Raw genomic sequence first — 26,304 nt, 5'->3', positions numbered from 1 at the left:
GATGGGCGAACGCAGAGAGCGCGGGGGCGGGCGGCGGGCTGTCCTCGGCGTCCCGGTCCTCGGCCTGTCACTGCTGTCCGCGACCGCCGGGCCGGCCGTCGCGGACACCGGCAGGAGCGACGTCCGGCTGGTGTACTGCCTGGCCGACGAACACCGGGTCGACCTCAGGGACGCGGCGCTGCGGATCGATGTGGTGCGGCGGCCCGCGGGGACCGGCGGCGGCGCGGATGCCGTCGAGGTTCCCGGAGGCAAGGGCGGCGTGCTGTCGCTGGACGAGTGGGCCGAGCGGCACCCGGGCGACTTCGAGCGGGTCTGCGACGCGCTGCTCGCCGCCGCGGGCGACCCGCCGGGGGCGTCGGCGGACAAGGGCGGTTCGGGGCAGGGCGGGTTCCTCGACGCGGTGTACCTGCTCGCGGCGGGAGCCGCGCTCACCCTGGTCGGGCAGATGACGGAACGCATCTCGGCGGAGCGGCGCACCCGCAGCCGGCAACTGGCGGCGGCGGTACGGGAATTCCGGAGGATCACATGGCTGTACCTCGCGGCGTACGAGCAGGATCCCGAGGCGGACCACGCCGAGGCGCTACGGGCCAGGGAGGCGCTCTCCGGCCTGCTGGCCCTGGTGCCCGGCCCGGCTCCACGCAGCGAGTCGGCCCGCCGGCTGGCCGACTCCCTGCCCTTGGCGGAGCCGCTGCCGGGCAGCCGGGACGGGCAGCTCCTGGGACCGCACGAGAGAAAGAGCGAGGCGAGCGCCGTGCGCACCACTGTGGACCGGCAGGCACGGGACGTGGGGGAACTGCTGCGCCCCGCGCCCCTGTGGTGGCTGCGGAGATTACGCGGCAACGGCCGTCCCACAAGCTCCGGAGGACCCCACGCATGACCAGCTCCGACTGGGCGAACCCCTACGGAGTGCGCAAACCGTACGGACCGAACGGCATGAACAGCGGTCACGTCGGTCAGAACGGCGCCTCCGCGCTCAGCGCCGACCACCCCCTGGTGCCGTGGAAAGAGCCGGACCACATGCACCAGTGGGTGGACGTGGACCACTCCCGGGAGGCACTGGACCACTTCCGGGGGAGCTTGTCCGAGCTGGGCGAAGTCCTCGACTCGAACAAGGGGTACGGCCGTGTCGTGATCGTCAGCGGCCCGGCCGGCATGGGGAAGACGACGCTCATCCACCGCTGCCTGTACGAGGTGAAGAGGCGTCTGGCGGTGGACGGGGCCGCGGTGGGGAACCCGCTCCCGGTGTTCGTGCCGACGGCGGGGCTGGAGAACGACGGCCACCGGATCAGTGTCGATCCGGACGGCGAGTCGTTCGCACCGACCAGGCTGATCAACGACCGCATACGCCGCGAGCTCGCCAAGCGGCTGCGGACCCACGACTTCCCCGAGTCCCGAGTCAAGGCGATCATCGACGAAGGAGATCCCTTCCAGGCCTACGGCGAGATGAGCGATCTGCTGGTCCAGCGCAACGCGCTGCTCTTCGCCGTGATCCCGCACATACGGTGGAACGACGCACACCTCAGGGCGGCGTTTCTGCGCACCTGTCTGAGTCATGCGCACCCGAGGATCGTACTGTTCGTCGAAGTGAGCCAGGGCGCGGCGGAGACGGCGAAGGAAGTGGCCGCCGCCCTCAGCGGATCGGCGGCGGTCACCCATCTCGCGCTGAGCGAGCTGAACTCCGAAGACATCTGGCGGTTCAGCCGCAGCGCCCGGCCGGGCCACGGCGGACCGCCCGCCCTGGTCGAGCCGGACAGGAGCTCTCTGATGGCGGCGCACGACGAATGGAAGCCCCGCGACGTACGCGAACTGCGGAAGGTCTTCCACTCGGCGGCGGACGCGCTCCGCTGCGCGCCGTACCCCTGGCCGCTCGACGCCGACGCGCTCAGACCCTACTGGGAGCAGCGGCGGGCGCGCCGCGACGCCCTGCTCCGTGATCCGATCCGGCCCCGCCCCGGCGGCTGACGCCCGCCACGCCACCCCGACCGCGCCTGACAGGACCCGCAAGGAGTGCCATCGTGGCCGCAAGCAACGCAGACACCTGGTACAGCAACCCTTTCCCCCTGGTGCCGGTCGTGCGGCTCGGCCCCTCGGCCGACCTCGGTGACGCCCCGGTCGAGGCAGCGGACTCGGGCAACGCCCATGTCCCCACCCGGATCCTGGGGGAACTCCAGGACCTGGTGCGCGACTACCTCCGGGACCGGCCCCGGGGCGGCCGGCGCGGCCGGGCCATCGCCGTGGTGGGCGAGTTCGGCCTCGGCAAGAGCCACGCGGCCCGCGAGGTGTGCAACGGGCTGGCCCGTCCGGACGGCCCGGCGATGTGGATCGTGGACGAACCGGCGCAGGACTTCGGCCGGATGTACCGCGACCGGCTGCGCGGCCCCGCGGACACCCCGGAGGGCCGGGCCGCCTTCGAGGAACTGGTCCGGGACTACTACGCCTATGTGACGGCGGTCCGGGTCGGTGAGCAGAGCTCCGGCCCGCGGCCCGGCCGGGCGGACGACGTCCCGCTCGACGACATCGCCCTCGACGACATCGCCACCGGGTTGCGCGACCGCGTGCTCGACCCGGACAAGGTGGTCTCGGCCCTGCGCTACGACCCCGAGGTGCTGCACGCCGATCTGCGGGTCACCCTCGGCGAGGTGACGGAGCACCGGAGGTTCGCCACCGCGCTCGCCCTGCTCCAGGACCCCCGGTTCACCTCGATGGTGTGGGCGTGGCTGACCGGGGACGAGCCCGCCCAGCAGCTGAAGGAACGTGGCATCAAGGACGCCGTCACAGGCATCGACCCGGTATTCGACGCGCTGGCCGTCCAGGGCTTCCTGCACGGCAGGGTCGGCAAACCGTACGTCCTGCTGATCGACTCGCTGGAGAAGGTGCTGGACTGGCCGGAGGAGTCCCGGCGTACGTTCGTCGACGCCTTCGAGCGCCTGGTCAACGTCTATGTGAGCCGGGGCGGTCTGCTGGTCTTCTGCACCTCGCCGCGCGGGCTCAACGCGTTCCGCCCGAGCCTGCACGAGCGCGTGGTGCAGCTGTGGCCGAACCGCTTCACCGCGGACCTCACCGCCGAACTCGTCGCCGAGTACGTCGGTTCGGGTCCCCGTCCCGCCTCGGCCCAGGGCACGGACGCGCCCGAGCGGTGGCCCGCGCCGTTCGGCGCCGAGTCGGTGGCGATCCTTCAGGAACTCACCGGCGGAGTGCCCCGCGAGATCCTCAAGACCTGCCACCACGCCTGGCAGTTGAGCGAGGACAGCGGCGGCGCCGTGCGGGAGGTGACCGCCGCGACCGTGCTGAGGGCCGTACGCGGGCTGCACGACAACGTCTCCGAGGACCAGGTGCTGTCCACGATCCACGACGCGCTGGCCCTCGGGCAGTGGCGCATCGCCTCGCGCGACCCGGTCCCGGCACGGGCGTCGTCCGACGACGGGTCGCTGGTGGTCGCGTACTGGCTGGAGCCCGTCCCGAACGCCTACATCGCGATCGTGGTCACCGGCTCGGTGCTCGTCGCGGACGACCAGGAACACATCACCGCGCGCGTCCGGGCGCTGCGCGGCGCGCTGCATCCGGCGCAGGCCGAGGTGCTGCTCGTGGTCAACGGCCATGTGTCGCGGACCATGCGGGACCGGCTGGCGCGCTCGCTCGGCTCGCAGCCCCTGCTGTACCGCCCGGGCGACTTCCCGAGGGCCGTGAACGAGGCTCTGGACCGGCTGCGGGCCCGTCTCACGGAGCTGCGTCAGGAGGCCGATCTCGCGGAACTGACCGGTGAGTTGCGCGGTGCGCTCGGCGAGCACAGCGCCCAACTGGGCCAGCTGCGCAGGACGGTGAGCGATCTGGCCCGGCGCGATCTGGTCGCGGTGGCGCCCGGCCCGGCGCGTTCGGCGCTGCCGGAGCCGGTCGAGGGGCGGTTCGAGGAGGTGTTCGCGCTGCTCGACGCGGCCGTGGAGCAGCTGGCCGGCCGCCCGGCCGACGACGGCGAGGGCCCGCCGCCGCGGGCGGGGCGGGCGGATCTGACGGCGCTGGGGTGCGCCACCCTGGTCCGGCAGCTGACGGAGCGGTTCCGGACGGGCGCCGACACCTGGTTCCGTTCCGCGGCGCCCGGCGCGACCGATGAGCAGTGGGCGCGGCTGCGCCGGGTCTGCCGGGAGTACGAGACGGCGGTGGAGGTGCTGCCCGTGCAGTCCCTCGGCAGCCCCGGCCCGGCGCACCGGCCCACGGCGGCGCGCGCCGTGGAGGCGCTCGCCGACGAGGTGTGGGGCGCGCTGGTCAGTGCGGTTCGGGCGCCGTGACCTCGCGCAGGGCGCCCGCCAGGTCGTGCAGCCGGCTCTCCGCGTGGCCGACCTGCCGCTGGTCCAGCGTCACCCCGAGGACGTAGTCCCGCGGCGACAGCCAGGTCACGAACAGGGCCCCCTCCTGGACGTCCAGGACCAGGCGGTCGGCGGGCGGCTGCACCACCAGCCGCAGGGCGTCGGTGAGCCGGGCGAGATGGCCGCGCAGGTTCTGGGCGAGGTCGCGGTAGGCGGTACGGCGTGAGCGCACGCTGACGTCGAGGAAGCGGGGGCCGAGCTCGGGGTTCTCGAAGACGTCGCCCGCGCAGACGAGCTTCCAGTCCCGGTAGAAGGCGGCGTACTGCAGGTCGAGGGTGTTGATGTGGCTGCCCCACAGGGCCCGCAGCCGCATCTCCGACAGTCCGTCGTCTTCGGCCGTCGCCGTCCCGAAGTCGATGCGCAGCCGCTCCTTGTGCTCCGGCAGCGGTTCCGGCGGGCCCGTCAGGCCACCGGGCAGTTCGTCGGGGAGGCTGTGCACCCGGGTGCGGATGGCGGAGACGAGGCCGTTCATGGCCGCGTCCGCGGCGGGCATCCCGCCGGGCGTGTCGGTGAGGGCGGACAGGTACTCCCCCGCCTTGACCCGGCCGCCCCACAGACCGCCGCGCGCGTTGGCGAGCACGACGCGCATCAGCTCCCCCGTGCCCAGCGGCCGCATCAGGGCGTTCAGGTCCTGGGTGCACAGCAGCAGCCGGCTGCCGGGCAGGGACTCGTTCGCGATGTCCTCGCCCTGCTCGGTGACCAGGCTGCTCAGCGGAGGGCAGTCGCTCCTGCGGACGACGAAGTCGATGATGCCGTTGCTGTAGTGGGACACCGACCTGAGGGTGGGGACGCCGGCGAAGGCCCCTTGGCACAGCTCGGTTATTCGGCCGTGGACCTCCGGGGACCAGTGGGACTCGGTGAAGAGCTCGGTCTCCGGGTGCGGGGCTGCTGCCACGTACGCTCACCTTTCCGTCGTGGAACCGTCGCCGGGCGACGGCGCCGGGCCTGGATCCTCTGCCCTGATGCCGGGCTCAGATGCCGGGCAGTTCCAGATCGATGTCGAAGTCCCTGGCCGGTGGGGTGGATCCGGTGGTCCGGGAGGTGAGCCAGGTGTGGTGGGCACCCACCCGCCGCCCGTCGGGGCGATGCCCCATGTCCAGGTCCCGCAAACGGCGCAGGGCCCGCTCGACGAGTGTGACGGCCTCCTCGGTCCGCCCGGCCACGGCGAGGGTCGCCGCGAGGGAGTTCTCCGCGGCGGACACCCAGGCGTGGCTGTCGCCGAGCCGGTCCTCCAGGAGGTTGAGCGCGGCCCTGCCGGTGGCCTCGGCCTCCTCGACGGCGCCCGTGGCCCGCAGGTACACCCCGTGCCGGACCCCGGCCAGCCCGGCGTAGGGGTGCCAGGCGCCGAGCGTGCTCTCCAGCGCGTGGCTGCACCGGCGGGCCTCGTGTTCGGCCTCGTCGTGTTTGCCGAGCGCGTGCAGGTCGGCCGCCAGGCTGAAGCGGCAGCGCACGGTCTCCAGCTGGTCGGCGCCGAACCGGCTGGTGGACTCGGCGAGCACCCGCCGGTCGCGCTCCAGGGCCTTCTCGTAGCCGTAGACGGTCTCGTGCGGGCGTGCGGAGTTGTAGGTGATGCGTCGTTCGCTGATGGCCAGGCCGCGTTCGATGCTCAGCCGGGTGCCGGTGGCGACGTCGCCGTGCCGGTGCAGCCACTGGCGCAGCAGGTCCTGGGACTCCGCGTCGCGGCCCAGCGTCCGGTAGACCCAGGCGAGCAGGTCGGCGAACCGCCAGGCGGCCGGGTCGTCCTCGCCGCCGACGGCCTGGCGGTAGCGGAACCGGGCGAGGAGCCGGGCCAGAGCGTCGGGTGCCCGGCCGCTCAGCGCCTCCGTGAACGCGAGGTTGTGCTCGGCCTGTACGGTGGCGCGGTGCTGCGGGCCGAGCAGCAGTGTCAGGCCCTCCAGCACGGGGCGGGCCTGGAACAGCGCGTCGGAGAACCTGCCGAGGGAGCGCAGGACGGCACCGTAGGAGTCGGCGGACAGCAGCGTTCTCGGATGCAGCGGGCCCAGCAGTCTGCGGTGGCCGCGCAGGGCCTGTTCGGCCAGCCGGCGGGCCTGTTCGTAGTCGCCGTCGAGGCGGTGGGCTCGGGCGGTGAGGTTGAGCAGGCGCAGGTACTCCGGCGACGGGTCGTCGCCCTCCGGGCGCCAGGCGGCCCGTGCGCGGTCGGAGATGTCGAGCAGACGGGCCAGGTCGGCGGTCTCGCCGCGCTGGCTCAGGGCGTTGAGGTGGCGCAGCAGGGAACGCCGGACCCGTGGGCGGCGGTCCTCCCACAGCCGCAGCGAGTACACCTCGCGCGCCCAGTCGGCGGACAGGCCGCGGTCCTCGTCCGGGGTGAACTCGGCGAGGGTGCCGCGCAGCACCTGCTCGATGTGGGCGCGCTCGGCCGGTTCCATGCCGGCGCGGACGGCGTCCCGTACGGCGTGGTGCTGTCCGAGTGGCTGCTCGGGCCGGTCGAAGTCGACGTCCAGGAGGCCGACCCGGGACAGGGCCCACAGGGCGACGCTCACCATGTGCTCGTCGGGCAGCCGGGTGTCGGCCGGGGGCCGGGGCGCGCCGGGGTTCCGGGCCGTCGTACCGTCGCGGGACAGTTCCGCGAGGATGCGTCTCGACCGCAGCAGTTCCAGCCCCATGCCGCGCCCGGTGAGCAGGGACGCCGCGTTCAGCAGCCAGCCGAGGGCGTCGCTGGTGCGGCTCTCGGCACGCCAGGCGGCGGCGCCCGGCGTGTGCAGCACCGTCTGCCGGGCCACCTGCACCATGACCGTCACGGGCGGGGCCGCGCTCTCGCGTTCGAGCAGGGCCTGCTGGGCGGTGCGGTACTCGGCGAGGAGATGGGCGACGGCCGCCCGGGCGGCGGCCCTCTCGCTCATGCTGTCGTCGCGCCGGTGTGCCGCGGCACGCTCAGCGAGGCAGAGGGCGGCGATGCGTACGGCGAGCGGGACGAAGCCCACGACCTGTCCGACGCGCTGGGCCTGGTCCTCGTCGATCTCCGCGAGTTGCTCCGCCAGGACGGCCCGGCACTCGGCGGGCGACATGGGCGGCAGGGCGAAGGCCGCCATGCCGGCCGTGGCCGGAGCGGTGCGGCTGGTGATCAGTACGTGCCCGCGGGTGTGCGGGGTGGGTAGCAACTCCCGCAGCCCGTCGGGGCTTTCGGCCCCGTCGTAGACGAGCAGCCAGCTCTGGGTGTCGGTGCGGGAGAGGTGGTCGAACAGCTCCGGGGAGGCGCCGTCGCCCGTCGTGACCAGGTCCAGCCGGCCGGCGAGCCGGTTCAGGCCGCGGCGGGCGCGCGGGATCTCCCAGGAGCGCACCCACCAGACCACGTCGTAGGCGGAGCCGAAACGGTGGCACAGCTCCCGGACGGTCTCGCTCTTGCCCCAGCCGCTCGCGGCGTGCACGACCAGCGGGCTGCGGTCCCGGCCGGCCGCGTGCAGTTCCTCCAGCAGCGCGCCGAGGACGTCGTCCCTGCCGACGAAACCGCTGTAGCGGGGGGCCACGTTGGTCACGGCGGGCAGCCGCGGGAACCGGGGGCCGGGGGTGCCGTCCGCCGGGGGCGGGGTGCCGAGGCCGAGTCCGGACCACAGCCGCCGCAGGGCCTCGTCCTCGTCGGTCCCGCGCAGGTCGATGCGCTCGTGGTGGGCGGCCCCGGGGTCGGGGAAGGGCTCGTCGGCCAGCACGATCCGGACGTCGGGGTGGGACAGTGCGGCGAGCTGGGCCAGCGCGGCGTGGTCCATGTCCGCCGGGGAGAGGAACAGCAGGGCCGTGCCGGGAGCGGGCCGGTCGCCGGAGTAGGCGTCCTGGGCGCGCAGTTCGGTGCGGATGCCGCCGCGCCGGAACTGGTCCTCCAGCCAGGCGGCCCAGGGGGCGTGGCGCTGGGAGTGGACGATGGTGACCCGGCTGAGCGGTACCGGCCGCCGGTTGCGCAGCCAGTCGGCGAGCCGCTCGTAGTAGGGGCGCAGTCCGGTCACGGAGCCTTCCGGCTCGCTCTCCACGGCGAGCTGCCGGGTGTCCAGGTAGAGCGGGTTGTACGGGATCTCCAGGAAGGCGAGTTCGGCCGTGCGGGAGGTCCGCGTGAGGGGGCCGAACTTGCGGCGCACCCGTTCGCGGGCGCCGCGCAGCCGGTCGTGCGACTCGACGTTGCTCTTCAGGCCGAGGGCCATGAGGCGTACGGGCCGGCCGGAGCGGCCGCCGCTCATCTGCTCGGCCAGGGCGGCGGCACCGTCGATGGACCAGGCCGTCATGGCGAAGCAGAGCACCAGCGAGTCGGCCAGCGAGCCGAGCCTGCCCTCGGGCGGTGCTCCGGGCGCGTCGGGCAGCGGGGCCTCGACGAGGACGTGGTCGTAGCGCAGCGCGGTGGCGTCCGAGGCGAGGGCGAGGAGGGACGCCGCTTCCGGTCGTGCCACGAGGGCGATCCGCCCGGGCTCCGGCTCGGGCGTCGGTGTCCCCTCCGGCGTGCCCGTGGCGCGGCCGTCCACGATCAGGACGCTGCGGTTGCCCGCGGCCAGCAGGTCCGCGACGTTGCGCACGGTCGTACTGACGCCGAGGTTCTCCGCGGTGGAGCAGAAGAGGGCGAACCGTCCCGGGCGGTCGGCTGCGTGGGTGTCGGGCATGGCCACTCCGCTTCGACGGCAGGTGCTGGACGGTGGGGCACGACAGTCAGGGACGGTCAGTATAGGGCGGGTTGCCCCTGATCAGGCGGTTTCGCGCTAGGGGGTGTCCGCGCCCGGAGCCGGTCACTGGCTCTCGCTGAACCCGGTGACGAAGGGGTCGCCCGGGGTACGCCCCGTCCGCAGCCGGCGCAGGGTCTCCCCGAGCACCGAGGACGGCAGTGCGGCGACGTCGTCCAGCGGCACGTCGGTGAGGTCCAGCACGACGGACTCCAGGGTCGCCTCGCCCTGCTCGGCACCCGCTTGTTCGAGCTCTGCCATGGCCCATCCTCCGCGGTGCCCGACGGACCGCCGTTCGCGGCGGCCCCGAACGCCTGCGCCTCCGTGTCCGGGGACGTCGTGTCCAGTGTTGACGTCCCCACGGGGCGGCCCGGGAAAACGGCTACTTTCGGGCGGTGGCGGCCCGGACGACGGAATCTCGATGTTGACGGTCTGTCACCGGCGCCGAATACTGAGCCAAATGGCGTGGGCCGGCCGGGCGGGCACCGGGCCGGTCGGCATGCGAACCGGGGGGTACGTATGAATCGACTGCGCCATGCGGAGCCACCGTGGCCGGTCGCGGCCGACGTCGCGGCGCGGGAAGCGGCCGGATGGGCGCCCAGTCCGTTCCACTCCTTCGTGCTGAAGGTGCACAGCCGCTGCGACCTCGCCTGCCAGTACTGCTACATGTACCGCTCGCACGACAGCAGTTGGCGCGATCAGCCGCGCACCATGGCGCCGGAGACCCTGGACCGCACGGCCGTGCGCATCGCCGAACACCTGGCGGCGCACGGGATACGCGAGGCCGGAGTGGTGCTGCACGGGGGCGAGCCGCTGCTCGCCGGGGAAGCCGCCGTCGGCCGGGCCGCCTCGGTCCTGCGCGCCGCGGCCGGCCCGGGCGTACGGCTGCACCTCGCGCTGCAGACCAACGGCGTACGGCTGACCGAGCGCTGGCTCGACCTGTGCGCCGCGCACGGCATCCGGGTCTCGGTCAGCCTGGACGGCGACCGCGCCCAACATGACCGGCACCGCCGTGGCGCCGACGGACGCGGCAGCCACGCCCGGGTCGCCGCCGCCCTGCACCGGCTGGCCGACGGGCCCCACCGCGAGCTGTTCGCGGGCCTGTTGTGCACCATCGACCTGCGCAACGATCCCGTGCGCTGCTACGAGCACCTGCTGACGTACCGTCCGCCCGCGGTGGACTTCCTGCTGCCGCAGGGCAACTGGCACACTCCCCCGCCCGGACTGCGGCCCGGCATGCCCGGCACACCGTACGCGGACTGGCTGTGGCGAGTGTTCGAGCGGTGGTACGGGGCCCCGCTGCGGGAGACCCGGGTGCGGCTGCTCGAGGACATGATGACGCTGCTGCTGGGCGGCGCCCCGGAGACGGAGGCACTGGGCCTGGCGCCCGTGCGGTACGCCGTGGTGGAGACGGACGGCGCGCTCGCCCAGGACGACACGCTGCGCACCGCCTATCACGGCGCCGCGCGGACCGGCCTGCACGTCGGGCGTGACTCCTTCGACGCGCTGCTGCGCCATCCGGGCGTCGCGGCCCGCCAGTGGGGTGCCGACGGCCTGTCCGCGCAGTGCCGCGACTGCCGGCTCTTGAGGGTGTGCGGGGGCGGCCACTACGCCAACCGCTACCGTCCGGCCACCGGGTTCGCCAACCCCAGTGTCTACTGCGCCGACCTGGCCGCGCTGATCGTGCGGGTCAGGGAGCGGCTCGCCGGGGACCTGGACCGGCTGCGCAGTGGCCCGGCGGAAGCGGCATGAGGCCCGTGCCGATCCGTGTGCCCGGCAGGCTCTTCACCGCGCTCGCCACCGGCGGCGGCGGGGCCGAGGCCCTGGACCTGCTCGCCCGCGCCGAGTACAGCCGCCGTCTGGCCTGCGCGCACGCGGTCACGGAGACCGCCCGTGAGATCGGTGGCGGCGTGGCCGAGGCGGCCGGGCAGGCCTGGGAGCTCCTCGCGGCCGCCCAACGGACCGACCCCCGGGCGGTGTCGGCGGTACTCGCGCATCCGTCGGCGGGCACCGCGCTGACCGGCCTGCTGGCCCGGCTGGACCGCGTCGTCGAGGGTGAGGCCGAGGCCGGGGCGGTGGGTGAGCTGCCGGTCCACTGGTTCAGCTCCCTCGCCGCGGCGGCCGCGGTCCGCGCGAGGGTGTCCGCACGGGTGCGGTGGCCCCTGACGACGGACCAGGTCTTCCTGCCCTCGCTCGGCGGCGCCCGCTTCTGCGGTGCCGGGCCGGGCGACCTGGCCGAGGTGGAGATCGATGCCGCCGGTGCGGCCCGGCTCGACGTCGCGGGGCGGGGCCGCGAGCCCGGCCCTGTGGCCGTGCCGAAGGCGCCGTACGAGTCATCAGGACGGTGGCGGGCGGCGCACCGGCTCGTCGTGCTGGACACCGGCGCGCCCCTGCTCCTGGACGATGTGGACCCGTTGCGCTTCCCCGGGGTGCCCGAGCGGCCGCTGGGTCTGACGGCGGACGATCTGCACTGGTGGGAGTCCACGGCCCGGGAGGCCTGCCGGCTGCTGCGGGCCCACCACCCGGAGACCTGTGCGGAACTCGCCGTCGGCCCACGCACCTTGGTGCCCCTCGGCCGCACGGGCAGCTTCAGCGGCAGCAGCGCGGAGGCGTTCGGCTCCATGGCACTGTCCCGGCCGCGCACCGGCCGTGCTCTCGCCCTGTCCCTCGCGCATGAGTTGCAGCACAGCAAGTTCGCCGCAGTCCTGCACCTCTTCGACCTGTTCGAGCCCGGTGGCGACGAGCGCTACTACGCGCCCTGGCGTCCGGATCCCCGGCCCCTCCTCGGTCTGTTCCACGGGGCGTACGCGCACCTCGGGGTGGCGCAGTTCTGGAACCGGCACCGGGCCGTGGAGCAGGACCCCGAGGAACTCGCCCGGGCGCACGCCCAGTTCGCGCGTTGGCGCGCGGGCGCCCGGGAGGCCACGGAGGTCCTGCTGTCCTCGGGCCGCCTCACGGCACTGGGGCAGCACTTCGCGGAGACGATGCTGAACACGCTCGACGCCCTGTGCCGGCTGCCGGTCCCGGCCGAGGCCCACCGCCGGGGCCTGGCCCTGGCCGCCGAGCACCGCGCGGAGTGGGCCCTCCGCAACAGGGTGCCGGAGGCGCAGCCGATCTGAAGCCCGCACGACTTCCGCCATGTCGCCCCGCGGCCGAGGCCTGGTTGGCGCTCCACGGGAACGAGCCGTTCGTCCATCACCTGCGCGCCGCGCTGGGACGAGGCCGACTGGAATCGCTCCGATGAGCCCTGCGCCGCCGGGCCGCTCCATGAAACGTCCTGGCGATGACGATGCGGCGAACTGCCCTACTTGCTATGGCAGTCTGCCGTATCATCCCATTTACTGAGCTGGGGGACTCCGTTCACGGGTGTGCGTCCGGTCTCATGGCGCTCCACCGCAGAAGGAGAACGAACACCCTGTGAGCATCGCTCGCGTAGAAGCGCGGGTACAGCCTGCCCGCTCCGGTGACCCGAAGCGGGTCGGCCCCTACCGGGTCATCGGCCGTCTCGGCTCGGGCGGCATGGGTACCGTTCACGCCGGTCTCGATCCAGCCGGTCTCCGCGTCGCGGTGAAGGTGATTCACCCCGCGTACGCCGCGGACCCCGAGTTCCGGGCCCGCTTTCGCAGAGAGGTCCAGCTGTCCGCCCGCGTGCAGGGGCCGTGCCTGATCCCCCTCCTCGCGGCAGACCCGGATGCGGAGAACCCCTGGCTGGCCACCGCCTACGCCCCCGGGCCAACCCTCGACCAGCATGTCGCCGCCCACGGCGCGCTCACCGGTGGCACCCTCTACGCCTTCGCCACGGGCACCGCCCAGGCCCTCGCCGCCATCCACGCCGCCGGTGTCGTGCACCGGGATGTGAAGCCGCAGAACGTCATCCTCACCCCGGCCGGCCCCCGGGTCCTGGACTTCGGCATCGCCCATGCCACTGACGGCACCTCCGTGACCCGAACCGGTGTCATGACCGGCACCCCCGGTTGGATCAGCCCGGAGCACTACCGCACCGGTACCGCAGGCCCCGAGGGCGACATGTTCGCCTGGGGCACGCTGGTCGCCTACGCCGCCACGGGACGCTTGCCCTTCGGGACGGGAGCTCCCGACGTTGTCGCCTACCGTGTCATGTCCGGGGAACCCGAACTCGACGGCCTCCCCGACGAACTGCGCGAACCTCTGACGAAGGCACTCGCGAAGAGCCCTGCCGAGCGCATCAGTGCCGATGCGGCAGCAGCGGAATGCGCGCGGATCCTGGCCGGCCAGGCGACCCAGGTTCTCGGCGCCGACGCCGGGCCTGAGCCCGGGGGCGTCAGTGATCGCCTCACCGCCGAGTGGAGCCTGCCCGGCGTGGCGGACCCCGTCTGGCACCTCCCGGCTTCGGCGTTTCGCAAGCGCGCGCTCGTCACGGCCGTCACCACGGCGGTCGTCGCCGCTGCCGTCACCGCCGGCTTCGTCACCTTCCACAACAGTGGCGACCGTGGGGACGCGAACCTCACGTCCGAGGGAGCCGCTCCTTCGGCATCGCCCACCGGACAGCCCGCCCCACTCACCACTTCCGCGACCACAGGGTCCGGCAAGACCGCCGAAACCACTGCGCCTGGGGCCGATCCACGCACGATCAGGATCCCGACCGATCCTCTCGCCGGGGTCCCCGACCCCGCCTATACCCGTGCCGGTGAGGAGACTCAGCCGCATCCCGACGAGTGGCGATCGAGCACCACCGCCGACAGTCCTGAGGAACGGGGCGCGGCGAAGACGATCCACGACCGGATGCTGGCCATGCTGGTGACCAAGGACATGGACTTCATGCAGCCCGCCATCTCCTTCAACCGGCGGGCCCAGACCGTGCTGGTGACCGGTGGGCCGGTCGCGCAGTTGCCCGAGGACCATCAGGACGTGTTCCGCAGAGCCGGCGAGATGGCGGCCTGCTCGACCCTCGCTCATCGCCTCGCGAACGACCCGGCCACCTGGCCCTACGGCCGATTCTCCGTCCACTGGAAGACATCCGACGGTGACCTCGACGCGGCGGCCCTCGGCTTCGGAGAGGCCACTGACGGCTGCGTCGCGGAGACAGCCGGCCAGTGGCACGGGGACGAGTTCGGCATGGCAACGGCTGAGATTCCCAGCAGTGACAAGGCGGAGATCCGCGTCGCCGACGCCGCCGTCAAGGCCATCGTCGCCACCTGGAACGCCAACACCGCCGAGACGAACGAGGACGCGCTGACGGTCGACGACGGCATCAGCCTCGGCTTCGACCCCGTCGAAAGCGCCGCGTACGTATGGACCGACGACCCCAACAGCCGATTCGCCAGCCGCGCTTCCCAGTCCAACTTCAAAGGCGCCGTCGAAAAGGCGGTCTGCCGCAAACTCACCGACGAGTTCAACAGCAACAAGAGCTGGAACTACACACGGTGGGCCGTCGCCGTCAACGACGCGTACACCGGTACGCGCCAGTTCGTCGGCTCGGGCATCTGCACCCCTTGAGTGCCGCGACCACCACGCCCCCAACACACGAAAGGCCGTTCTCTCATCGATGAGAGAACGGCCTGCGACCTGCGTTACCGCACAGTCGGGACGACAGGATTTGAACCTGCGACCCCTTGACCCCCAGTCAAGTGCGCTACCAAGCTGCGCCACGTCCCGTCGCGTCCCACCCGGGTGAACCGCGTGATCACGCAGGTCAACCCTACCGCATGTGAGGGCGGGGCTCAGCCTCGCGGTCCCTGGGACGGCAGGCGCTCGGGGTGTGGAGTGGGGAGCGGGTGCGAGCCGAGGACCTGCTCACCGAACTCCGTGGATTCCTCCCAGGGCCGTCGCCCGCGACCGAGGTGGGCACCGGTCCAGCCGGCGAGGCCTGCTGTCGAGACGGCGACGGCGAGAACGGCCCACCAGGGGAGCCCCGCCTTGGTGGCATGGCCCGCGAACGCCGCGACGGCCAGGAGAGCCGTGCCGGCACCTCCGGTCAGTTCGGCTCGCCGGACGGGTCGGTGCCGCGTCTCGCCCACGTGCTGTTCCCCTTCGCCTGCGCGATCGCTCGCCTCGCGCACCTCAACTCCCGGGCATATGCCGCAAACAATACGCTAGTCGGAGGGAACTCCCGACCACGGCATAGGGGTTGAGAAGGGCGTCAGGAGCCCTTTCAGTGTGTGCCTGTCACGACGACCAACCTCTGAGCTAGGGGCGCGATCACGGCGCCGGCGCCGTCGATCCCCGGATCTCCAGGGTGGGCGTGGCGAGTTGGACCCGGCCCTCTCCACAGGGGCCTTCGAAGCGCTCCAGGAGACAGCGGGCCGCGCGGCGGCCGACCTCGTGGCTCGTGTTGTCGACCGTCGTGAGCCACACGTGGCGCAGCCGGGCGATGCTCGTGTTGTCGTATCCGACGACGGACAGGTCGCGCGGGACGCGCAGCCCCAGTTCCTCGGCGGCCGAGAGCACGCCGATGGCGGCGATGTCGTTGACAGCGAAGACGGCCGTGGGCCGCTCGGGGCGGCTGAGCAGCCGGACGGTCGTGCGGTAGCCGCCCTCCTCGGTCATGTCGCTCGGCTCGACCACCACCTGGTCCGCGAGGCCGTGCCGGCGCATCGTCGCCTCGAAGCTGCTGCGCCGCAGCTCGCCCACCGCGCCGTAACCCGCGATGTGCGCGATACGGCGGTGCCCGAGGCCGATCAGGTGCTCGGCGACCAGGCGGGCGCCCCGCTCGTCGTCGCCCGCCACGATGTCGACGCCCGGCGGCGCCGGTTCGCGCGAGCCGGCCAGCACGACCGGGATCCGCTCGGCGACCGCCCCGAGGGCCGCCGGGTCGGGCAGGGTGCCGACCACGACCAGGCCGTCGACGCGCAGGTCCAGGAGCGGGTCGGCCGGGTCCTGGCCGATGCGGCGGTTGAGGCGGGCGTCGGCGAGCAGCATCTGCAGGCCGCTTGCGTGCAGGAGGGAGTTCAGGCCGTCTAGGAGGTCGACGAACCAGGGGTTGCGCAGGTCGTTCAGCAGGACGCCGACCGTACGGGTGCGCTGCTCGCTGAGGCTGCGCGCGGCGGCGTTGGGCCGGTAGCCGAGCTCTTGGGCGGCACGGAGCACGGCCTCCCGCTTCTCGGGGCGTACCTGGTCGGAACCGCGCAGCACCAGGGAGACCAGCGACTTGGAGACGCCGGCCCGTTCGGCAACGTCGCGGATGGTCGGCGGTCTCATGAGATGGACCGTTCCATGGGGGTCGTCGCCTTGTCAAAGGGTTGACAGCGACGGGAAACGGCGCCCAGGGTGGGCTGGAAGGTTCTGGAACGGTCCAAAGAGGGGCTCTCATGGTGGACACGCTCGGCGTCGCCGTCGTCGGTTTCGGCTGGATGGGGCGGGTGCACACCCAGGCGTACGCGCGCGTGCGGCACCACTATCCGCAGCTGCCCCTCGCGCCGGAGCTGGTCACGGTCGCCGAGGAGGTGCCGGGCCGGGCGGCGGAGGCCGCCGCGCAGTTCGGGTTCGCCTCGACCACGCGTGACTGGCGCGAGGTGGCCGCCGACCCCCGGGTGCAGGCGGTCAGCATCACCGCGCCGAACTTCCTGCACCGCGAGATCGGCGTCGCCATGGCGGAGGCGGGCAAGCACATCTGGATCGAGAAGCCGGTGGGTCTGACCGCCGAGGACGCCCGTGCGGTGGCGGACGCGGTGGCCAAGGCGGGTGTGCAGGGCGCCGTCGGCTTCAACTACCGCAACGCGCCCGCCGTCGAGGCGGCCCGCGAGCTGATCGCCTCGGGGGAGATCGGCACGGTCACGCATGTCCGTATCCGGCTGTTCAGCGACTACGCGGCCCATCCCGAGGGCGCGCTGACGTGGCGGTACGAGCGGGAGCGGGGCGGCAGCGGCGTGCTGGGCGACCTCGCCTCGCACGGCGCGGACCTGGCCCGTCATCTGCTGGGCGACATCACGTCCCTGACGGCCGACACGGCGATCTTCCTGCCGGAGCGGGCCCGTCCCACCGGGGCGACGGCGGGCCACAGCCGCGCCTCGGGCGGCGAACTCGGCCCGGTCGAGAACGAGGACTACGTCAACTGCCTGCTGCGCTTCGCCTCCGGGGCGCGCGGTGTGCTGGAGGCCTGCCGGGTCTCGGTCGGCGAGCAGAACAACTACGGCTTCGAGGTGCACGGCACCAAGGGCGCGGTGTTCTGGGACTTCCGCCGCATGAACGAGCTGGGGATCAGCCGCGGGACGACGTACCAGGACCAGGCCGTGACGACGGTGTACGTCGGCCCGGGCCACGGCGAGTTCGCCGCGTTCCAGCCCGGCGCGGCGAACGCCATGGGGTACGACGACCTGAAGGTCATCGAGGCGTACCGCTTCCTCCGGTCGGTCGCCGAGGGCACCCCGCACGGGGCGACCCTGGCGGACGCCGTGCACAGTGCGGCCGCCCTGGACGCGATGGCGCGGTCGGCGTCGAGCGGCGCCTGGGCGGAGGTGGCCGCGGGGACGTGAGGTTCAGCCGGCCTTCTTTCCGGGCGGGCTCGGGGCCGGACGTTCAGCCGGCCTTCTGGAGGCGGCGGTCGAGGACGTACCTCACCGGGACGAGGACGAGCCACAGCCACATGGCCGCGGCCCCGGCCGCCAGGGCCAGCGGGACGGTCACGGCGAACACCACCACCAGCGTGGCGCTCTCCAGGAGGTAGGGCGTGCTGCCGGTGTCGGAGCGAGTGCCGTCGCGGAGCCACGGGCGCTTGGCCAGGACGGCCGCCAGTGCCAGGTGGCAGGCGCCGAGCGCGGCGACCGCCGCGGCGTAGACGGCGACCGACACGGGCACGTCGCCGTACTCCGCGAGCAGCCTGGTCGGGAAGGGCACCAGGGCCGCGACACCCAGGCCGGTGAGGGACAGGATGATCACGTGTCCGTCCACCTCCCGTACGTCACGGAAGATCCTGCGGTGGTCGCGCCAGAAACTGCCGAGCACCGCGACGCTGAGCGCGTAGGCCCCGAGGTCCGGGAGCAGCTGGTGCAGGGCTTCCCGATACCTGTCCGCGTCCAGGTCCCGCGGGACGTAGAGGTCCAGGACCAGCAGCGTGATGGCGATGGCGAACACGCCGTCGGCGAGCGTCAGCAACCGGTCCGGCCCGCCGTCCGGGCGCGATGTCCACATGAGGTCGACGGTAGGGGCCGTGGCGCACGGCGTTCCGGATACACGCCGGGCTCCCGCCCGCGACACCGCCCCGGCTCACACGGCCGTCGCCTGCGGCGGCATGTTGTACGGCGTCACCACCTGGATCGCCGACGGCAGCGTCGGCCCGGCCGGCGGCAGCGCGCCGTGCGCCCGCATGACCGTGTGGCAGGCCTCGCGCACGTCCTGGCGCAGGTCGTGGTGGAGCACGGCGGACAGGCGGTGCGCGCGCAGCAGCCGGGTGTTGTCGTGGTCCAGGTCGTGCGCGATGAACACGGCGCACTCGCGGCCGAGGTCGTCGAAGGCCTGCAGCGTGGCGATGTTGCCGCCGCCGATCGAGTACACGGCTCGGATGTCCGGGTCCCGTTCCAGCGCGGCCCGGACGAGGTCGTACTGGGTGGCGTCCAGCCCCTGCCCCTCGGCGATCTCGACCAGGGTGCGCTCGGGGTGCCGGGCCCGCATGGCGCTGCGGAATCCCATCTCGCGCTCCTCCTCGTTGCGGAAGAAACCGCTGCTGAGGCTGGTCAGGATGTTGCCCGGGCGCTCCCCCAGCCACTGGCCCGCCAGGTACGCGGCCGTGGCGCCCGCCGCCCGGTCGTCGATGCCGACGTAGGCGCGGCGGGCGCTGGCGGGCAGGTCGGTCACCAGGGTCACGACCGGGATGCCGGCGGCTTCGAGGCGTCCGACGGCGGCGGTGACCTCGGGGACGTCCGGGGCCTTGAGGATCACGCCCTGCGAGCCGCGCCGGGCTATCCGGTCCAGGATCCGCACGAGCTCCCCTACCGGGCCGGTCTCGCGGAAGTGGAAGCGGGAGCGCAGCACCGCCGGGTGCAGGGACGGCAGCTCAGCCTCCAGGGCGGCGCGGATCGCGGTGGTGAAGCGCTCGGGCGCCTGCATCACGATGTCGACCATGAACGTCCGGCCGACCAGCCGGACCTGGGTGCGCTGCCGGTCCAGGTCGGCGATGGCCTGGCGCACCTCCCGGGCCGTGCTCTCCCGCACGCCTCCCCTGCCGTTCAGGACCCGGTCGACGGTCGCCTCGCTCAGGCCCGCCTGACGTGCGATCTCCCGGATCGGGAAGGGGTGGCCCATGCGCCGGCTCCTTGAGGGGTTTTTGATGGCTCGCTGCTGGTTGTTCGAGGGGTTTGTACTGACAAGAATGACAGGGCTGCGTCGCTCCGTGACCCCGAAGGGACGACGATGTCCTTCACTTCCGTACACCGCCGCGCCTGGCTGTCCGAGCAGGACTGCGACCTCGACGCGTTCCGCGCGCTGGTCGAGCAGGCGACCGACTCCGTCGACTATCCGCACGCCTCGGCCGTGGAGGGGAACGTGCCGGTCTACGACACCGGCCTGCTCGAAGGCGACCGGGTGGTCCAGGCCGAGCTGGTGCGTGCGCTCGCCGACGGGCCCGGCATCGTCGTGTTCCGCGGCGCCTTTCCCGACCCGGAGGTCGTGGACCGGGCCACCGCCGTGTTCGACGCCCTGATCGCCGAGCAGCGCGCCTCGGGCGCGACGGCCGGTGACCACTTCGCGAAGCCGGGCGCCAACGACCGGGTGTGGAACGCGCTGGAGAAGGCCGCCCTGTACGACGCGGAGGCGTTCGCCGACTACTACGCCAACGACGTTCTCGCCCTCGTGGCGACGGCCTGGCTGGGCCCCGGCTACCAGGTCACCTCGCAGCTCAACGTGGTCAATCCGGGCGGCGCCGCCCAGACCGCGCACCGCGACTACCATCTGGGCTTCCTGTCCAACGAGGTCGCCGCCGCCTACCCCGGGCACGTGCACCGCCTCTCCCCCGTGCTGACCCTCCAGGGTGCGGTCGCACACTGCGACATGCCGGTGGAGTCCGGGCCGACGATGTACCTGCCGCACTCGCAGAAGTACGAGCCGGGCTATCTCGCCTGGCGGCTCCCCGAGTTCCGGGCCTACTTCGAGGCGCACCAGGTGCAGCTGCCCCTCGCGAAGGGCGACGCGGTCTTCTTCAACCCGGCCCTCTTCCACGCCGCCGGCACCAACCGCTCGGCGGACATCCGGCGCATGGCCAACCTGCTGCAGGTGTCGTCCGCGTTCGGGCGGGCGATGGAGACGGTGGACCGGGAGGCCGTGGCGAACGCGGTGTACCCCGTGCTGCTGAAGCGGAAGGCCGAGGGCGCGAGCGACGCGTGGCTGGCCAACGTCATCGCGGCGAGCGCCGAGGGTTACCCCTTCCCGACCAACCTCGACAGCGACCCGCCGGTCGACGGCCTGGCCCCGCCCTCGCAGGCGGATCTCGTGCGGCGGGCCCTGTACGAGGAGTGGACGCCGGAGGTACTCCGCGCGGAGCTGCGGGCCGGTACCGAACGGCGAGAGAGCTGAGGAACTCGTGGGACTTCTCGACGACAAGATCGTCCTGGTCAACGGCGGCAGTCAGGGGGTCGGTGCCGCCGTCGCGCGGGCCGCGGTCCGCGAGGGGGCGGTCGTGGCCGTCACCGGGCGGCGCCCCGAACCCGGCGAGGCCCTGGTGGAGGAGCTGACCGCCGTGGGCGGCAAGGCCCTGTACGTCCGGGCCGACCTGTCGGACGCCGGGCAGGCGAAGGCCGCCGTGGCCCGGGTCGTGGAGGAGTACGGCCGCGTCGACTGCCTGGTGAACTCCGCCGGGCTGACCTCCCGGGGGACGCTGCTGGACACCACGCCCGAGCTGTTCGACCAGCACATCGCGATCAACCTCAAGGGGCCGTTCTTCGCGATGCAGGCGGCGGTCGCGGACATGGTCGCGCGTCAGGCGCCCGGCACGGTCGTCAACATCATCACCTCGTCGGCGCACGGCGGACAGCCGTTCCTGGCGCCGTACGTCGCCGCGAAGGCCGGCCTGATCGGCCTGACCCGCAACGCCGCGCACGCGCACCGGTGGGACCGGGTGCGGATCAACGGGCTGAACATCGGGTGGACGGCGACGGAGGGTGAGGACGCCACGCAGAAGGCGTTCCACGGGGCCGGGGACGACTGGCGTGAGGAGGCTGCGGCGAAGTTGCCGATGGGCAAGTTGGGCCAGCCGGATGAGATCGCCGACTTTGTCGTGTTTCTGCTGTCGGAGCGGTCCGGGGTGGTCACCGGATCGGTGATCGATTGGGATCAGAACGTGCTCGGAGGACTCGACTAAGGATCTGCCGCGCTTTGTCGTTGGTCGTGTGCGGCGCCGTTGTGGCTGGTCGCGCAGTTCCCCGCGCCCCTATGGGGCGCTACACATCAAGGAGCAACACCCCATGCGTATCGGAATCCTCGGCCTCGGCCGCATCGGCGCCTTTCACGCCGAGACCCTCTCCGGGCTCGACGCCGTCGAGTCGCTCGTCGTCACCGACCCGTTCGCGGACGCCGCCAAGGCCGCCGCCGAGCGGTTCGGCGCCGAGGTCGTGGACTCGCCGGAGGCCCTGCTGGCCGCCGGCGTGGACGGCATCGTCGTCGCGGCCGCGACCGACGCCCACCCCGCGCTGATCCTGGCCGGGGTCGAGGCCGGCATCCCGGTCTTCTGCGAGAAGCCCGTCGCCAAGACCATGGGCGAGGGCGTCGAGGTGCTGAAGGCCGTCCAGGGCAAGGGCGTGCCCATCCAGATCGGCTACAACCGCCGTTTCGACACCGGTTTCGTCAACGCCCGCGCCGCCGTGCAGAGCGGCGAGCTCGGCACGCTGCACACGGTCCGCTCGACCACGCTCGACCCGGCGCCGCCGCCCGCCGCCTACATCGCCGCCTCCGGCGGCATCTTCCGCGACTGCTCGGTGCACGACTTCGACATCATCCGCTGGGTGACCGGCCGCGAGGTGACCGAGGTGTACGCCGTGGGCGGCAACCGCGGGGCCGACTTCATCAAGGAGGCCGGTGACGCCGACACCACCGGCGCGATCCTCACCCTGGACGACGGCACGATCGCCGTGGTGTCCAACTCCCGCCACAACGCCCGTGGTTACGACGTCCGCATGGAGATCCACGGCTTCACGGACTCCATCGCCGTCGGCCTGGAGGACAAGCTGCCGCTGCGCTCGGTCGAGCCGGGCGTGACCTTCCCGGCAGGCACCCCGCACGACTTCTTCATGGACCGCTTCACCGAGGCCTACCGCGCCGAACTGACCGCGTTCACCGAGGTCGTCGCCGGCACCCGCCCCTCCCCCTGCACGATCGAGGACGCCCTGGAGGCGGGCTGGATCGCCGAGGCGTGCACACTGTCGCTGCACGAGCACCGTCCCGTGACCATCGAGGAGGTACGGCAGGCATGAGCGACCAGGGCCGGGAACCCCTGCGCATAGGCGTACTGGGAGCCGCGCGGATCACCGAACGCTCGCTGATCGACCCGGCCCGGGCGACCGGCCACCGCCTCGTCGCGGTGGCCGCCCGCGACCGCTCCCGCGCCGAGGCGTTCGCGCAGGAGCACGGCGTGGAGCGGGTGGCGGGTTCGTACGCCGAACTGGTGGCCGATCCCGAGATCGACGCCGTCTACAACCCGCTCGCCAACGGCCTGCACGGCCCCTGGAACCTGGCCGCTCTCGCGGCGGGCAAGCACGTGCTGTCGGAGAAGCCGTCGGCGAGCAACGCGCAGGAGGCGGCGGAGGTACGGGAAGCCGCCGCGAAGGCCGGGACGGTCTTCATGGAGGGCTTCCACTACCTCTTCCACCCGGTCACCCGCCGCCTGCACGAGCTGCTGGACTCGGGTGAACTCGGCGAACTGCGGCACGTGGAGGCGATGGTCGCCATCGCCGCCCCGCCGGACACCGACCCTCGCTGGTCGCTGCCGCTGGCCGGCGGCGCCCTGATGGACCTGGGCTGCTACAGCCTGCACGCGCTGCGGATGCTCGCCCCCTGGGCGGGCGGCGCACCGCGCCTGGCCGGTGCCCGGGGCGGGGAGCGCGCGGGTGCGCCCGGGGTCGACGAGTGGCTGGACGCCGACCTGGAGTTCCCCGGCGGCGCGACCGGCTCGGCCCGCTGCCACATGGCCTACGACGGGCTGGAGATGAGCATCCGGATCACCGGCTCCCGGGGCGAGGCGACGGCCCCGAACTTCGTGCTGCCCCAGATGGACGACCGGATCGTGGTGCGCACCCCGGAGGGCGAACGCACGGAGCACCTCGGGACGCGCTCGTCGTACACGTACCAGCTGGAGGCGTTCGCCGCCCGGGTGCGAGACGGTGCGGGGCTGCCGCTGGACGCGGACGACGCGGTGGCGACGATGCGGCTCATCGACGACTGTTACAGGGCGGCCGGGTTCGGGCCCCGGCCCCGCACCGGGATCTGAGAACACGCCGAGCGGGCCGGGGGTACGCCCCCCGGCCCGTTCACGCGTACAGCGCGGGCTTCCCGACCAGTTCGACCTCGACCCGGCCGCCGTCCTCCAGCGCCCGTACCCCCGCCTCGCACACCGCGGCGGCGGCGTAACCGTCCCAGACGCTTGGGCCTGTGACCTCGCCGCGGCGGGTGGCGTCGACCCAGGTCTGGATCTCGCGGTCGTAGGCCGCCTCGAAGCGGTCGGTCCAGTCCTGGGCGATGGTGCCGCCCCAGCGGCCGGCCATGTTGGTGACCAGGGCGTGGCCGTCGCCGATACGGGCGGTGCCGCGTTCGCAGACCACCTCGGCCTGGACCTGGTAGCCGAAGCCGCAGTTGACGAAGATCTCCACGTCGGAGAGGGCGCCGCCGTCGGTCTCGAAGACGACGAACTGCGGATCGCGCAGTCCGTCGGGGGCGTTGGCGGAGGGGGCCGGGCGCAGGACCGTGACCGCCGTGATCTCGTGCCCCAGCAGCCAGCGGGTCACGTCCGCCTCGTGGGCGACGGAGTCGCTGATGAGCATGGAGCTGGTGAAGAAGGGCGGACTGGCCACGTTGCGGTGCCGGTTGTGCAGCATCAGCGGACGGCCCAGCTGACCCGTCGTCAGCAGGGCCTTCAGCTTCGCGTACTCGGGGTCGTAGCGGCGCATGAAGCCGACCTGGACACGGCGGTGGCCGAGGCGCAGTTCGGCTTCCAGGACGCGCAGGGCGGAGGCCGCGTCAGGGGTGAGCGGCTTCTCGCACAGGACGGGCAGATCGCGCTCGAAGGCGGCGAGCAGCGTGGCCTCGTGGGCCGGGCCCGGGGAGGCGATCAGGACGGCGTCGACGTCGTCCGCCGCCATGGCGGCGGCCGGGTCGGTGTGGGCGCTGCAGCCGTCGACGCGGGCGGCGACGGCCTTCGCGCGCTCCGCGTCGACATCGGCGACGGCGACCACCCGTGCTCCGCTGATGACTTCGTGGATGCGGCGCACATGGTCCGCGCCCATCCTTCCGGTACCGATGACCGCGACTCCCAGGGTGGCGCGCTCAGTCATGGCCGTCCGTCCTTTCGGGTCGTCAGGCGCCGCAGGACCTCAGGAACTTGCGGGTGCGCACCGCGATCGGCAGCGGCTTGTCCGGCTCGCAGGGGTACATGTCCTGCTCGACGATGGCGAACAGGTCCACGCCCAGCTTCTGGGCGGCCGTGAGCACCGGACCCAGCTCGGGCACACCGGCGGGCGGTTCGCACATGACTCCGCGTGCCACGGCGGGGCCGAACGGCATCTCGTTCCTGACCACGTCGGCGAGGATCTCCGGGTCGACCTGCTTGAGGTGCAGATAGCCGATGCGCTCGCCGTACGTCTCGATCAGCTTGACGCTGTCGCCGCCGCAGTAGGCGTAGTGGCCGGTGTCCAGGCAGAGGTTGACCGCGTCGGAGTCGGTCGAGTCGAGGAACTGCTCGACGTGCTCCTCGGTGTCGATGTGGGTGTCGGCGTGCGGGTGGACGACGATGTCCAGGCCGTACCTGTCCTTCACCTCACGGCCGAGGCGCTCCATGCCCGTGGTCAGGTTGCGCCACTGCTCGGTGGTGAGCTCCGGCGGCTCCAGGATCTCGGCGGTCTTGTCGTCCCGCCAGAAGGACGGGATGACGACCAGGTGCTTCGCGTCCATGGCCTGGGTGAGGGCGGCGACCCGGCTGACCTGCTCCCAGGTGGAGTCCCACTCGGACGGTCCGCGGTGCAGGCCGCAGAAGATCGTGCCGGCGGAGACCCGCAGGTTCCGCTTGGTCACCTCGTCGGTGAGCCGGGCCGGGTCGGTCGGCAGGTAGCCGTACGGGCCGAGTTCGATCCACGAGTAGCCGGCCTCGGCGACCTCGTCGAGGAAGCGTTCCCAGGGCACCTGCTGGGGGTCGTCGGGGAACCAGACGCCCCAGGAGTCGGGGGCGGAGCCGACCCGGATGCGGTCGAGCGCGAGGGCCATGTCAGGACTTTCCTTCCGAAGACGTGGCTACGGGGGCGGTGAGGTCTCCCTCTTCGGGGAGCTCCTCGACGTCGACGCCGCGCACCTGGGACAACTCGTGCTTGAGAGAAGCCAGTTCGGTGCCGCCGGCCATGTGGTTGGTCAGCTCCTCGAGGCTGACCTCGCTGCGGGAGGCGGACAGTTCCATGGTGCCCAGGCGCAGCACGCTGAAGTGGTCGCCGACCATGTAGGCGTGGTGCGGGTTGTGGGTGATGAAGATGACGCCGAGGCCCTTCTCGCGGGCGGCGGCGATGTACTTCAGCACCACACCGGACTGCTTGACGCCGAGGGCTGCGGTCGGCTCGTCCAGGATGAGGACGCGGGCGCCGAAGTAGACGGCGCGGGCGATGGCGACACACTGGCGCTGGCCGCCGGAGAGCGTGCCGATGGGCTGTTCCATGTCGTCGAGGACGATGCCCATGTTGCGCAGTTCCTCGTCCGCGGTCTTCTTCATCTTCTCGATGTCGAGACGGCGGACGGGCCAGGGGCCCTTGGTCATCTCGGAGCCGAGGAAGAAGTTGCGCCACACCGGCATCAGCGGGACGACGGCGAGGTCCTGGTAGACCGTGGCGATGCCCTTGTCGAGGGCCTCGCGCGGGGTGGAGAAGCGCACCGGCTCGCCGTCGACGAGGAACTCGCCCTCGGTGTGCTGGTGCAGCCCCGAGATGATCTTGATGAGGGTGGACTTGCCGGCGCCGTTGTCGCCGAGGACGCAGGTGACCTGGTTGGGGAAGACCTTCAGGTCGACGCCGTGCAGGGCGCGGATGTTGCCGTAGGACTTGCCGGCGCCGCGGAGTTCGACGAGGGCTCGGTCCTCCGCGGGCGGCGTGTCCTTCAGGACGGCCCCGTGGGTGCCGGTTTCGTTGCTGGTCATTGCG

21 protein-coding genes and 1 tRNA gene are annotated in these 26,304 nt (G+C 72.7%); 11 read left to right on the top strand and 11 right to left on the bottom strand.

The window, feature by feature from the left end:
- The first annotated feature begins 1 nt into the window (after position 1).
- From ACH4G3_RS05950 to ACH4G3_RS05940, 3 genes are read left to right on the top strand one after another with little or no spacing between them, the layout of a single operon-like run.
- Entirely contained in the window at positions 2–877 is an 876-nt protein-coding gene (locus ACH4G3_RS05950) for a hypothetical protein (RefSeq protein WP_397623281.1), read from the top strand.
- Positions 874–1,962, top strand: coding sequence for a P-loop NTPase family protein (locus ACH4G3_RS05945; RefSeq protein WP_397623280.1), 1,089 nt, complete (start codon positions 874–876; stop codon positions 1,960–1,962). Before ACH4G3_RS05950 ends, ACH4G3_RS05945 begins: the two co-directional genes overlap by 4 nt.
- 53 nt (positions 1,963–2,015) lie before the next feature.
- Complete coding sequence (locus ACH4G3_RS05940) at positions 2,016–4,283, top strand: hypothetical protein (protein ID WP_397623279.1); 2,268 nt, start codon at positions 2,016–2,018, stop codon at positions 4,281–4,283.
- Here the strand turns inward: ACH4G3_RS05940 and ACH4G3_RS05935 are convergent.
- From ACH4G3_RS05935 to fxsA, 3 genes are all read right to left on the bottom strand, one after another.
- On the bottom strand, positions 4,261–5,256 hold the full coding sequence (locus ACH4G3_RS05935; protein ID WP_397623278.1) for a hypothetical protein: 996 nt from the start codon (positions 5,254–5,256) through the stop codon (positions 4,261–4,263). The genes ACH4G3_RS05940 and ACH4G3_RS05935 overlap by 23 nt on opposite strands.
- Positions 5,257–5,332: 76 nt before the next feature.
- Positions 5,333–8,959 carry an FxSxx-COOH system tetratricopeptide repeat protein gene (fxsT, locus tag ACH4G3_RS05930; RefSeq protein WP_397623277.1) on the bottom strand — a complete coding sequence of 1,209 codons (3,627 nt, stop codon included), beginning with the start codon at positions 8,957–8,959 and terminating at the stop codon, positions 5,333–5,335.
- Between the two features lie 123 nt (positions 8,960–9,082).
- A complete protein-coding gene (fxsA, locus tag ACH4G3_RS05925; RefSeq protein ID WP_397623276.1) occupies positions 9,083–9,277 on the bottom strand; it encodes an FxSxx-COOH cyclophane-containing RiPP peptide in 195 nt (64 codons plus the stop codon).
- A 258-nt stretch (positions 9,278–9,535) separates the two neighbouring features.
- Here fxsA and ACH4G3_RS05920 point away from each other — a divergent pair, with 258 nt between their 5' ends.
- The 3 genes from ACH4G3_RS05920 to ACH4G3_RS05910 all read left to right on the top strand — a co-directional run bounded on the left by ACH4G3_RS05920 (position 9,536) and on the right by ACH4G3_RS05910 (position 14,491).
- Positions 9,536–10,768, top strand: coding sequence for an FxsB family cyclophane-forming radical SAM/SPASM peptide maturase (locus tag ACH4G3_RS05920; RefSeq protein WP_397623275.1), 1,233 nt, complete (start codon positions 9,536–9,538; stop codon positions 10,766–10,768).
- Positions 10,765–12,135 carry an HEXXH motif domain-containing protein gene (locus tag ACH4G3_RS05915; RefSeq protein ID WP_397623274.1) on the top strand — a complete coding sequence of 457 codons (1,371 nt, stop codon included), beginning with the start codon at positions 10,765–10,767 and terminating at the stop codon, positions 12,133–12,135. The genes ACH4G3_RS05920 and ACH4G3_RS05915 overlap by 4 nt, the downstream gene beginning before the upstream one ends.
- A gap of 298 nt (positions 12,136–12,433) precedes the next feature.
- On the top strand, positions 12,434–14,491 hold the full coding sequence (locus ACH4G3_RS05910; RefSeq protein WP_397623273.1) for a serine/threonine-protein kinase: 2,058 nt from the start codon (positions 12,434–12,436) through the stop codon (positions 14,489–14,491).
- Positions 14,492–14,576: 85 nt separating this feature from the next.
- Here ACH4G3_RS05910 and ACH4G3_RS05905 read toward each other — a convergent pair.
- The 3 genes from ACH4G3_RS05905 to ACH4G3_RS05895 form a co-directional block, all read right to left on the bottom strand.
- A tRNA-Pro gene (locus ACH4G3_RS05905) sits at positions 14,577–14,650 on the bottom strand.
- A gap of 65 nt (positions 14,651–14,715) precedes the next feature.
- Positions 14,716–15,012, bottom strand: a complete 297-nt coding sequence (locus ACH4G3_RS05900) for a hypothetical protein (RefSeq protein WP_397623272.1) — start codon at positions 15,010–15,012, stop codon at positions 14,716–14,718.
- A 181-nt stretch (positions 15,013–15,193) separates the two neighbouring features.
- On the bottom strand, positions 15,194–16,192 hold the full coding sequence (locus ACH4G3_RS05895; RefSeq protein WP_397623271.1) for a LacI family DNA-binding transcriptional regulator: 999 nt from the start codon (positions 16,190–16,192) through the stop codon (positions 15,194–15,196).
- Positions 16,193–16,302: 110 nt separating this feature from the next.
- On the opposite strand from ACH4G3_RS05895, the gene ACH4G3_RS05890 reads away from it, so the two are divergent.
- Positions 16,303–17,466 carry a Gfo/Idh/MocA family protein gene (locus tag ACH4G3_RS05890; protein ID WP_397623270.1) on the top strand — a complete coding sequence of 388 codons (1,164 nt, stop codon included), beginning with the start codon at positions 16,303–16,305 and terminating at the stop codon, positions 17,464–17,466.
- Positions 17,467–17,509: 43 nt separating this feature from the next.
- On the opposite strand, the gene ACH4G3_RS05885 is transcribed toward ACH4G3_RS05890, so the two are convergent.
- Complete coding sequence (locus ACH4G3_RS05885; RefSeq protein WP_397623269.1) at positions 17,510–18,121, bottom strand: TMEM175 family protein; 612 nt, start codon at positions 18,119–18,121, stop codon at positions 17,510–17,512.
- A 75-nt stretch (positions 18,122–18,196) separates the two neighbouring features.
- Positions 18,197–19,231: a LacI family DNA-binding transcriptional regulator gene (locus tag ACH4G3_RS05880; RefSeq protein ID WP_397623268.1), complete on the bottom strand. Its 1,035-nt coding sequence runs from the start codon at positions 19,229–19,231 to the stop codon at positions 18,197–18,199.
- A 108-nt stretch (positions 19,232–19,339) separates the two neighbouring features.
- Here ACH4G3_RS05880 and ACH4G3_RS05875 point away from each other — a divergent pair, with 108 nt between their 5' ends.
- The 4 genes from ACH4G3_RS05875 (at position 19,340) to ACH4G3_RS05860 (ending at position 23,402) form a co-directional block, all read left to right on the top strand.
- Positions 19,340–20,497 carry a phytanoyl-CoA dioxygenase family protein gene (locus ACH4G3_RS05875; RefSeq protein ID WP_397623267.1) on the top strand — a complete coding sequence of 386 codons (1,158 nt, stop codon included), beginning with the start codon at positions 19,340–19,342 and terminating at the stop codon, positions 20,495–20,497.
- A gap of 7 nt (positions 20,498–20,504) precedes the next feature.
- The gene (locus tag ACH4G3_RS05870) at positions 20,505–21,281 is read left to right on the top strand and encodes an SDR family oxidoreductase (RefSeq protein WP_397623266.1); all 777 of its coding nucleotides are present in this window, start codon (positions 20,505–20,507) and stop codon (positions 21,279–21,281) included.
- A gap of 103 nt (positions 21,282–21,384) precedes the next feature.
- Positions 21,385–22,389 (top strand): Gfo/Idh/MocA family protein, encoded by a 1,005-nt coding sequence (locus ACH4G3_RS05865; protein WP_397623265.1) that lies wholly within the window; start codon positions 21,385–21,387, stop codon positions 22,387–22,389.
- Positions 22,386–23,402, top strand: a complete 1,017-nt coding sequence (locus ACH4G3_RS05860) for a Gfo/Idh/MocA family protein (RefSeq protein WP_397623264.1) — start codon at positions 22,386–22,388, stop codon at positions 23,400–23,402. The genes ACH4G3_RS05865 and ACH4G3_RS05860 overlap by 4 nt, the downstream gene beginning before the upstream one ends.
- Before the next feature lie 40 nt (positions 23,403–23,442).
- On the opposite strand, the gene ACH4G3_RS05855 is transcribed toward ACH4G3_RS05860, so the two are convergent.
- The 3 genes from ACH4G3_RS05855 to ACH4G3_RS05845 are packed head-to-tail and all read right to left on the bottom strand — an operon-like array spanning position 23,443 to position 26,300.
- Entirely contained in the window at positions 23,443–24,462 is a 1,020-nt protein-coding gene (locus ACH4G3_RS05855) for a Gfo/Idh/MocA family protein (RefSeq protein WP_397623263.1), read from the bottom strand.
- A 22-nt stretch (positions 24,463–24,484) separates the two neighbouring features.
- Positions 24,485–25,387 (bottom strand): sugar phosphate isomerase/epimerase family protein, encoded by a 903-nt coding sequence (locus ACH4G3_RS05850; RefSeq protein WP_397623262.1) that lies wholly within the window; start codon positions 25,385–25,387, stop codon positions 24,485–24,487.
- A 1-nt stretch (position 25,388) separates the two neighbouring features.
- Positions 25,389–26,300 (bottom strand): ATP-binding cassette domain-containing protein, encoded by a 912-nt coding sequence (locus ACH4G3_RS05845; protein ID WP_397623261.1) that lies wholly within the window; start codon positions 26,298–26,300, stop codon positions 25,389–25,391.
- Positions 26,301–26,304: the final 4 nt, after the last annotated feature.

The organism is Streptomyces afghaniensis, from assembly GCF_044327915.1.
GTDB lineage: Bacteria > Actinomycetota > Actinomycetes > Streptomycetales > Streptomycetaceae > Streptomyces > Streptomyces afghaniensis.
This window is presented reverse-complemented; position numbering and strand designations above follow the sequence as displayed.

Coding starts and splice junctions, on each gene's coding strand:
- ACH4G3_RS05950 (WP_397623281.1), top strand. CDS start 2: ATGGGCGAACGCAGAGAGCGCGGGGGCGGGCGGCGGGCTGTCCTCGGC.
- ACH4G3_RS05945 (WP_397623280.1), top strand. CDS start 874: ATGACCAGCTCCGACTGGGCGAACCCCTACGGAGTGCGCAAACCGTAC.
- fxsT (WP_397623277.1), bottom strand. CDS start 8,959: ATGCCCGACACCCACGCAGCCGACCGCCCGGGACGGTTCGCCCTCTTC.
- fxsA (WP_397623276.1), bottom strand. CDS start 9,277: ATGGCAGAGCTCGAACAAGCGGGTGCCGAGCAGGGCGAGGCGACCCTG.
- ACH4G3_RS05920 (WP_397623275.1), top strand. CDS start 9,536: ATGAATCGACTGCGCCATGCGGAGCCACCGTGGCCGGTCGCGGCCGAC.
- ACH4G3_RS05915 (WP_397623274.1), top strand. CDS start 10,765: ATGAGGCCCGTGCCGATCCGTGTGCCCGGCAGGCTCTTCACCGCGCTC.
- ACH4G3_RS05895 (WP_397623271.1), bottom strand. CDS start 16,192: ATGAGACCGCCGACCATCCGCGACGTTGCCGAACGGGCCGGCGTCTCC.
- ACH4G3_RS05890 (WP_397623270.1), top strand. CDS start 16,303: ATGGTGGACACGCTCGGCGTCGCCGTCGTCGGTTTCGGCTGGATGGGG.
- ACH4G3_RS05885 (WP_397623269.1), bottom strand. CDS start 18,121: ATGTGGACATCGCGCCCGGACGGCGGGCCGGACCGGTTGCTGACGCTC.
- ACH4G3_RS05880 (WP_397623268.1), bottom strand. CDS start 19,231: ATGGGCCACCCCTTCCCGATCCGGGAGATCGCACGTCAGGCGGGCCTG.
- ACH4G3_RS05875 (WP_397623267.1), top strand. CDS start 19,340: ATGTCCTTCACTTCCGTACACCGCCGCGCCTGGCTGTCCGAGCAGGAC.
- ACH4G3_RS05865 (WP_397623265.1), top strand. CDS start 21,385: ATGCGTATCGGAATCCTCGGCCTCGGCCGCATCGGCGCCTTTCACGCC.
- ACH4G3_RS05860 (WP_397623264.1), top strand. CDS start 22,386: ATGAGCGACCAGGGCCGGGAACCCCTGCGCATAGGCGTACTGGGAGCC.
- ACH4G3_RS05855 (WP_397623263.1), bottom strand. CDS start 24,462: ATGACTGAGCGCGCCACCCTGGGAGTCGCGGTCATCGGTACCGGAAGG.
- ACH4G3_RS05850 (WP_397623262.1), bottom strand. CDS start 25,387: ATGGCCCTCGCGCTCGACCGCATCCGGGTCGGCTCCGCCCCCGACTCC.
- ACH4G3_RS05845 (WP_397623261.1), bottom strand. CDS start 26,300: ATGACCAGCAACGAAACCGGCACCCACGGGGCCGTCCTGAAGGACACG.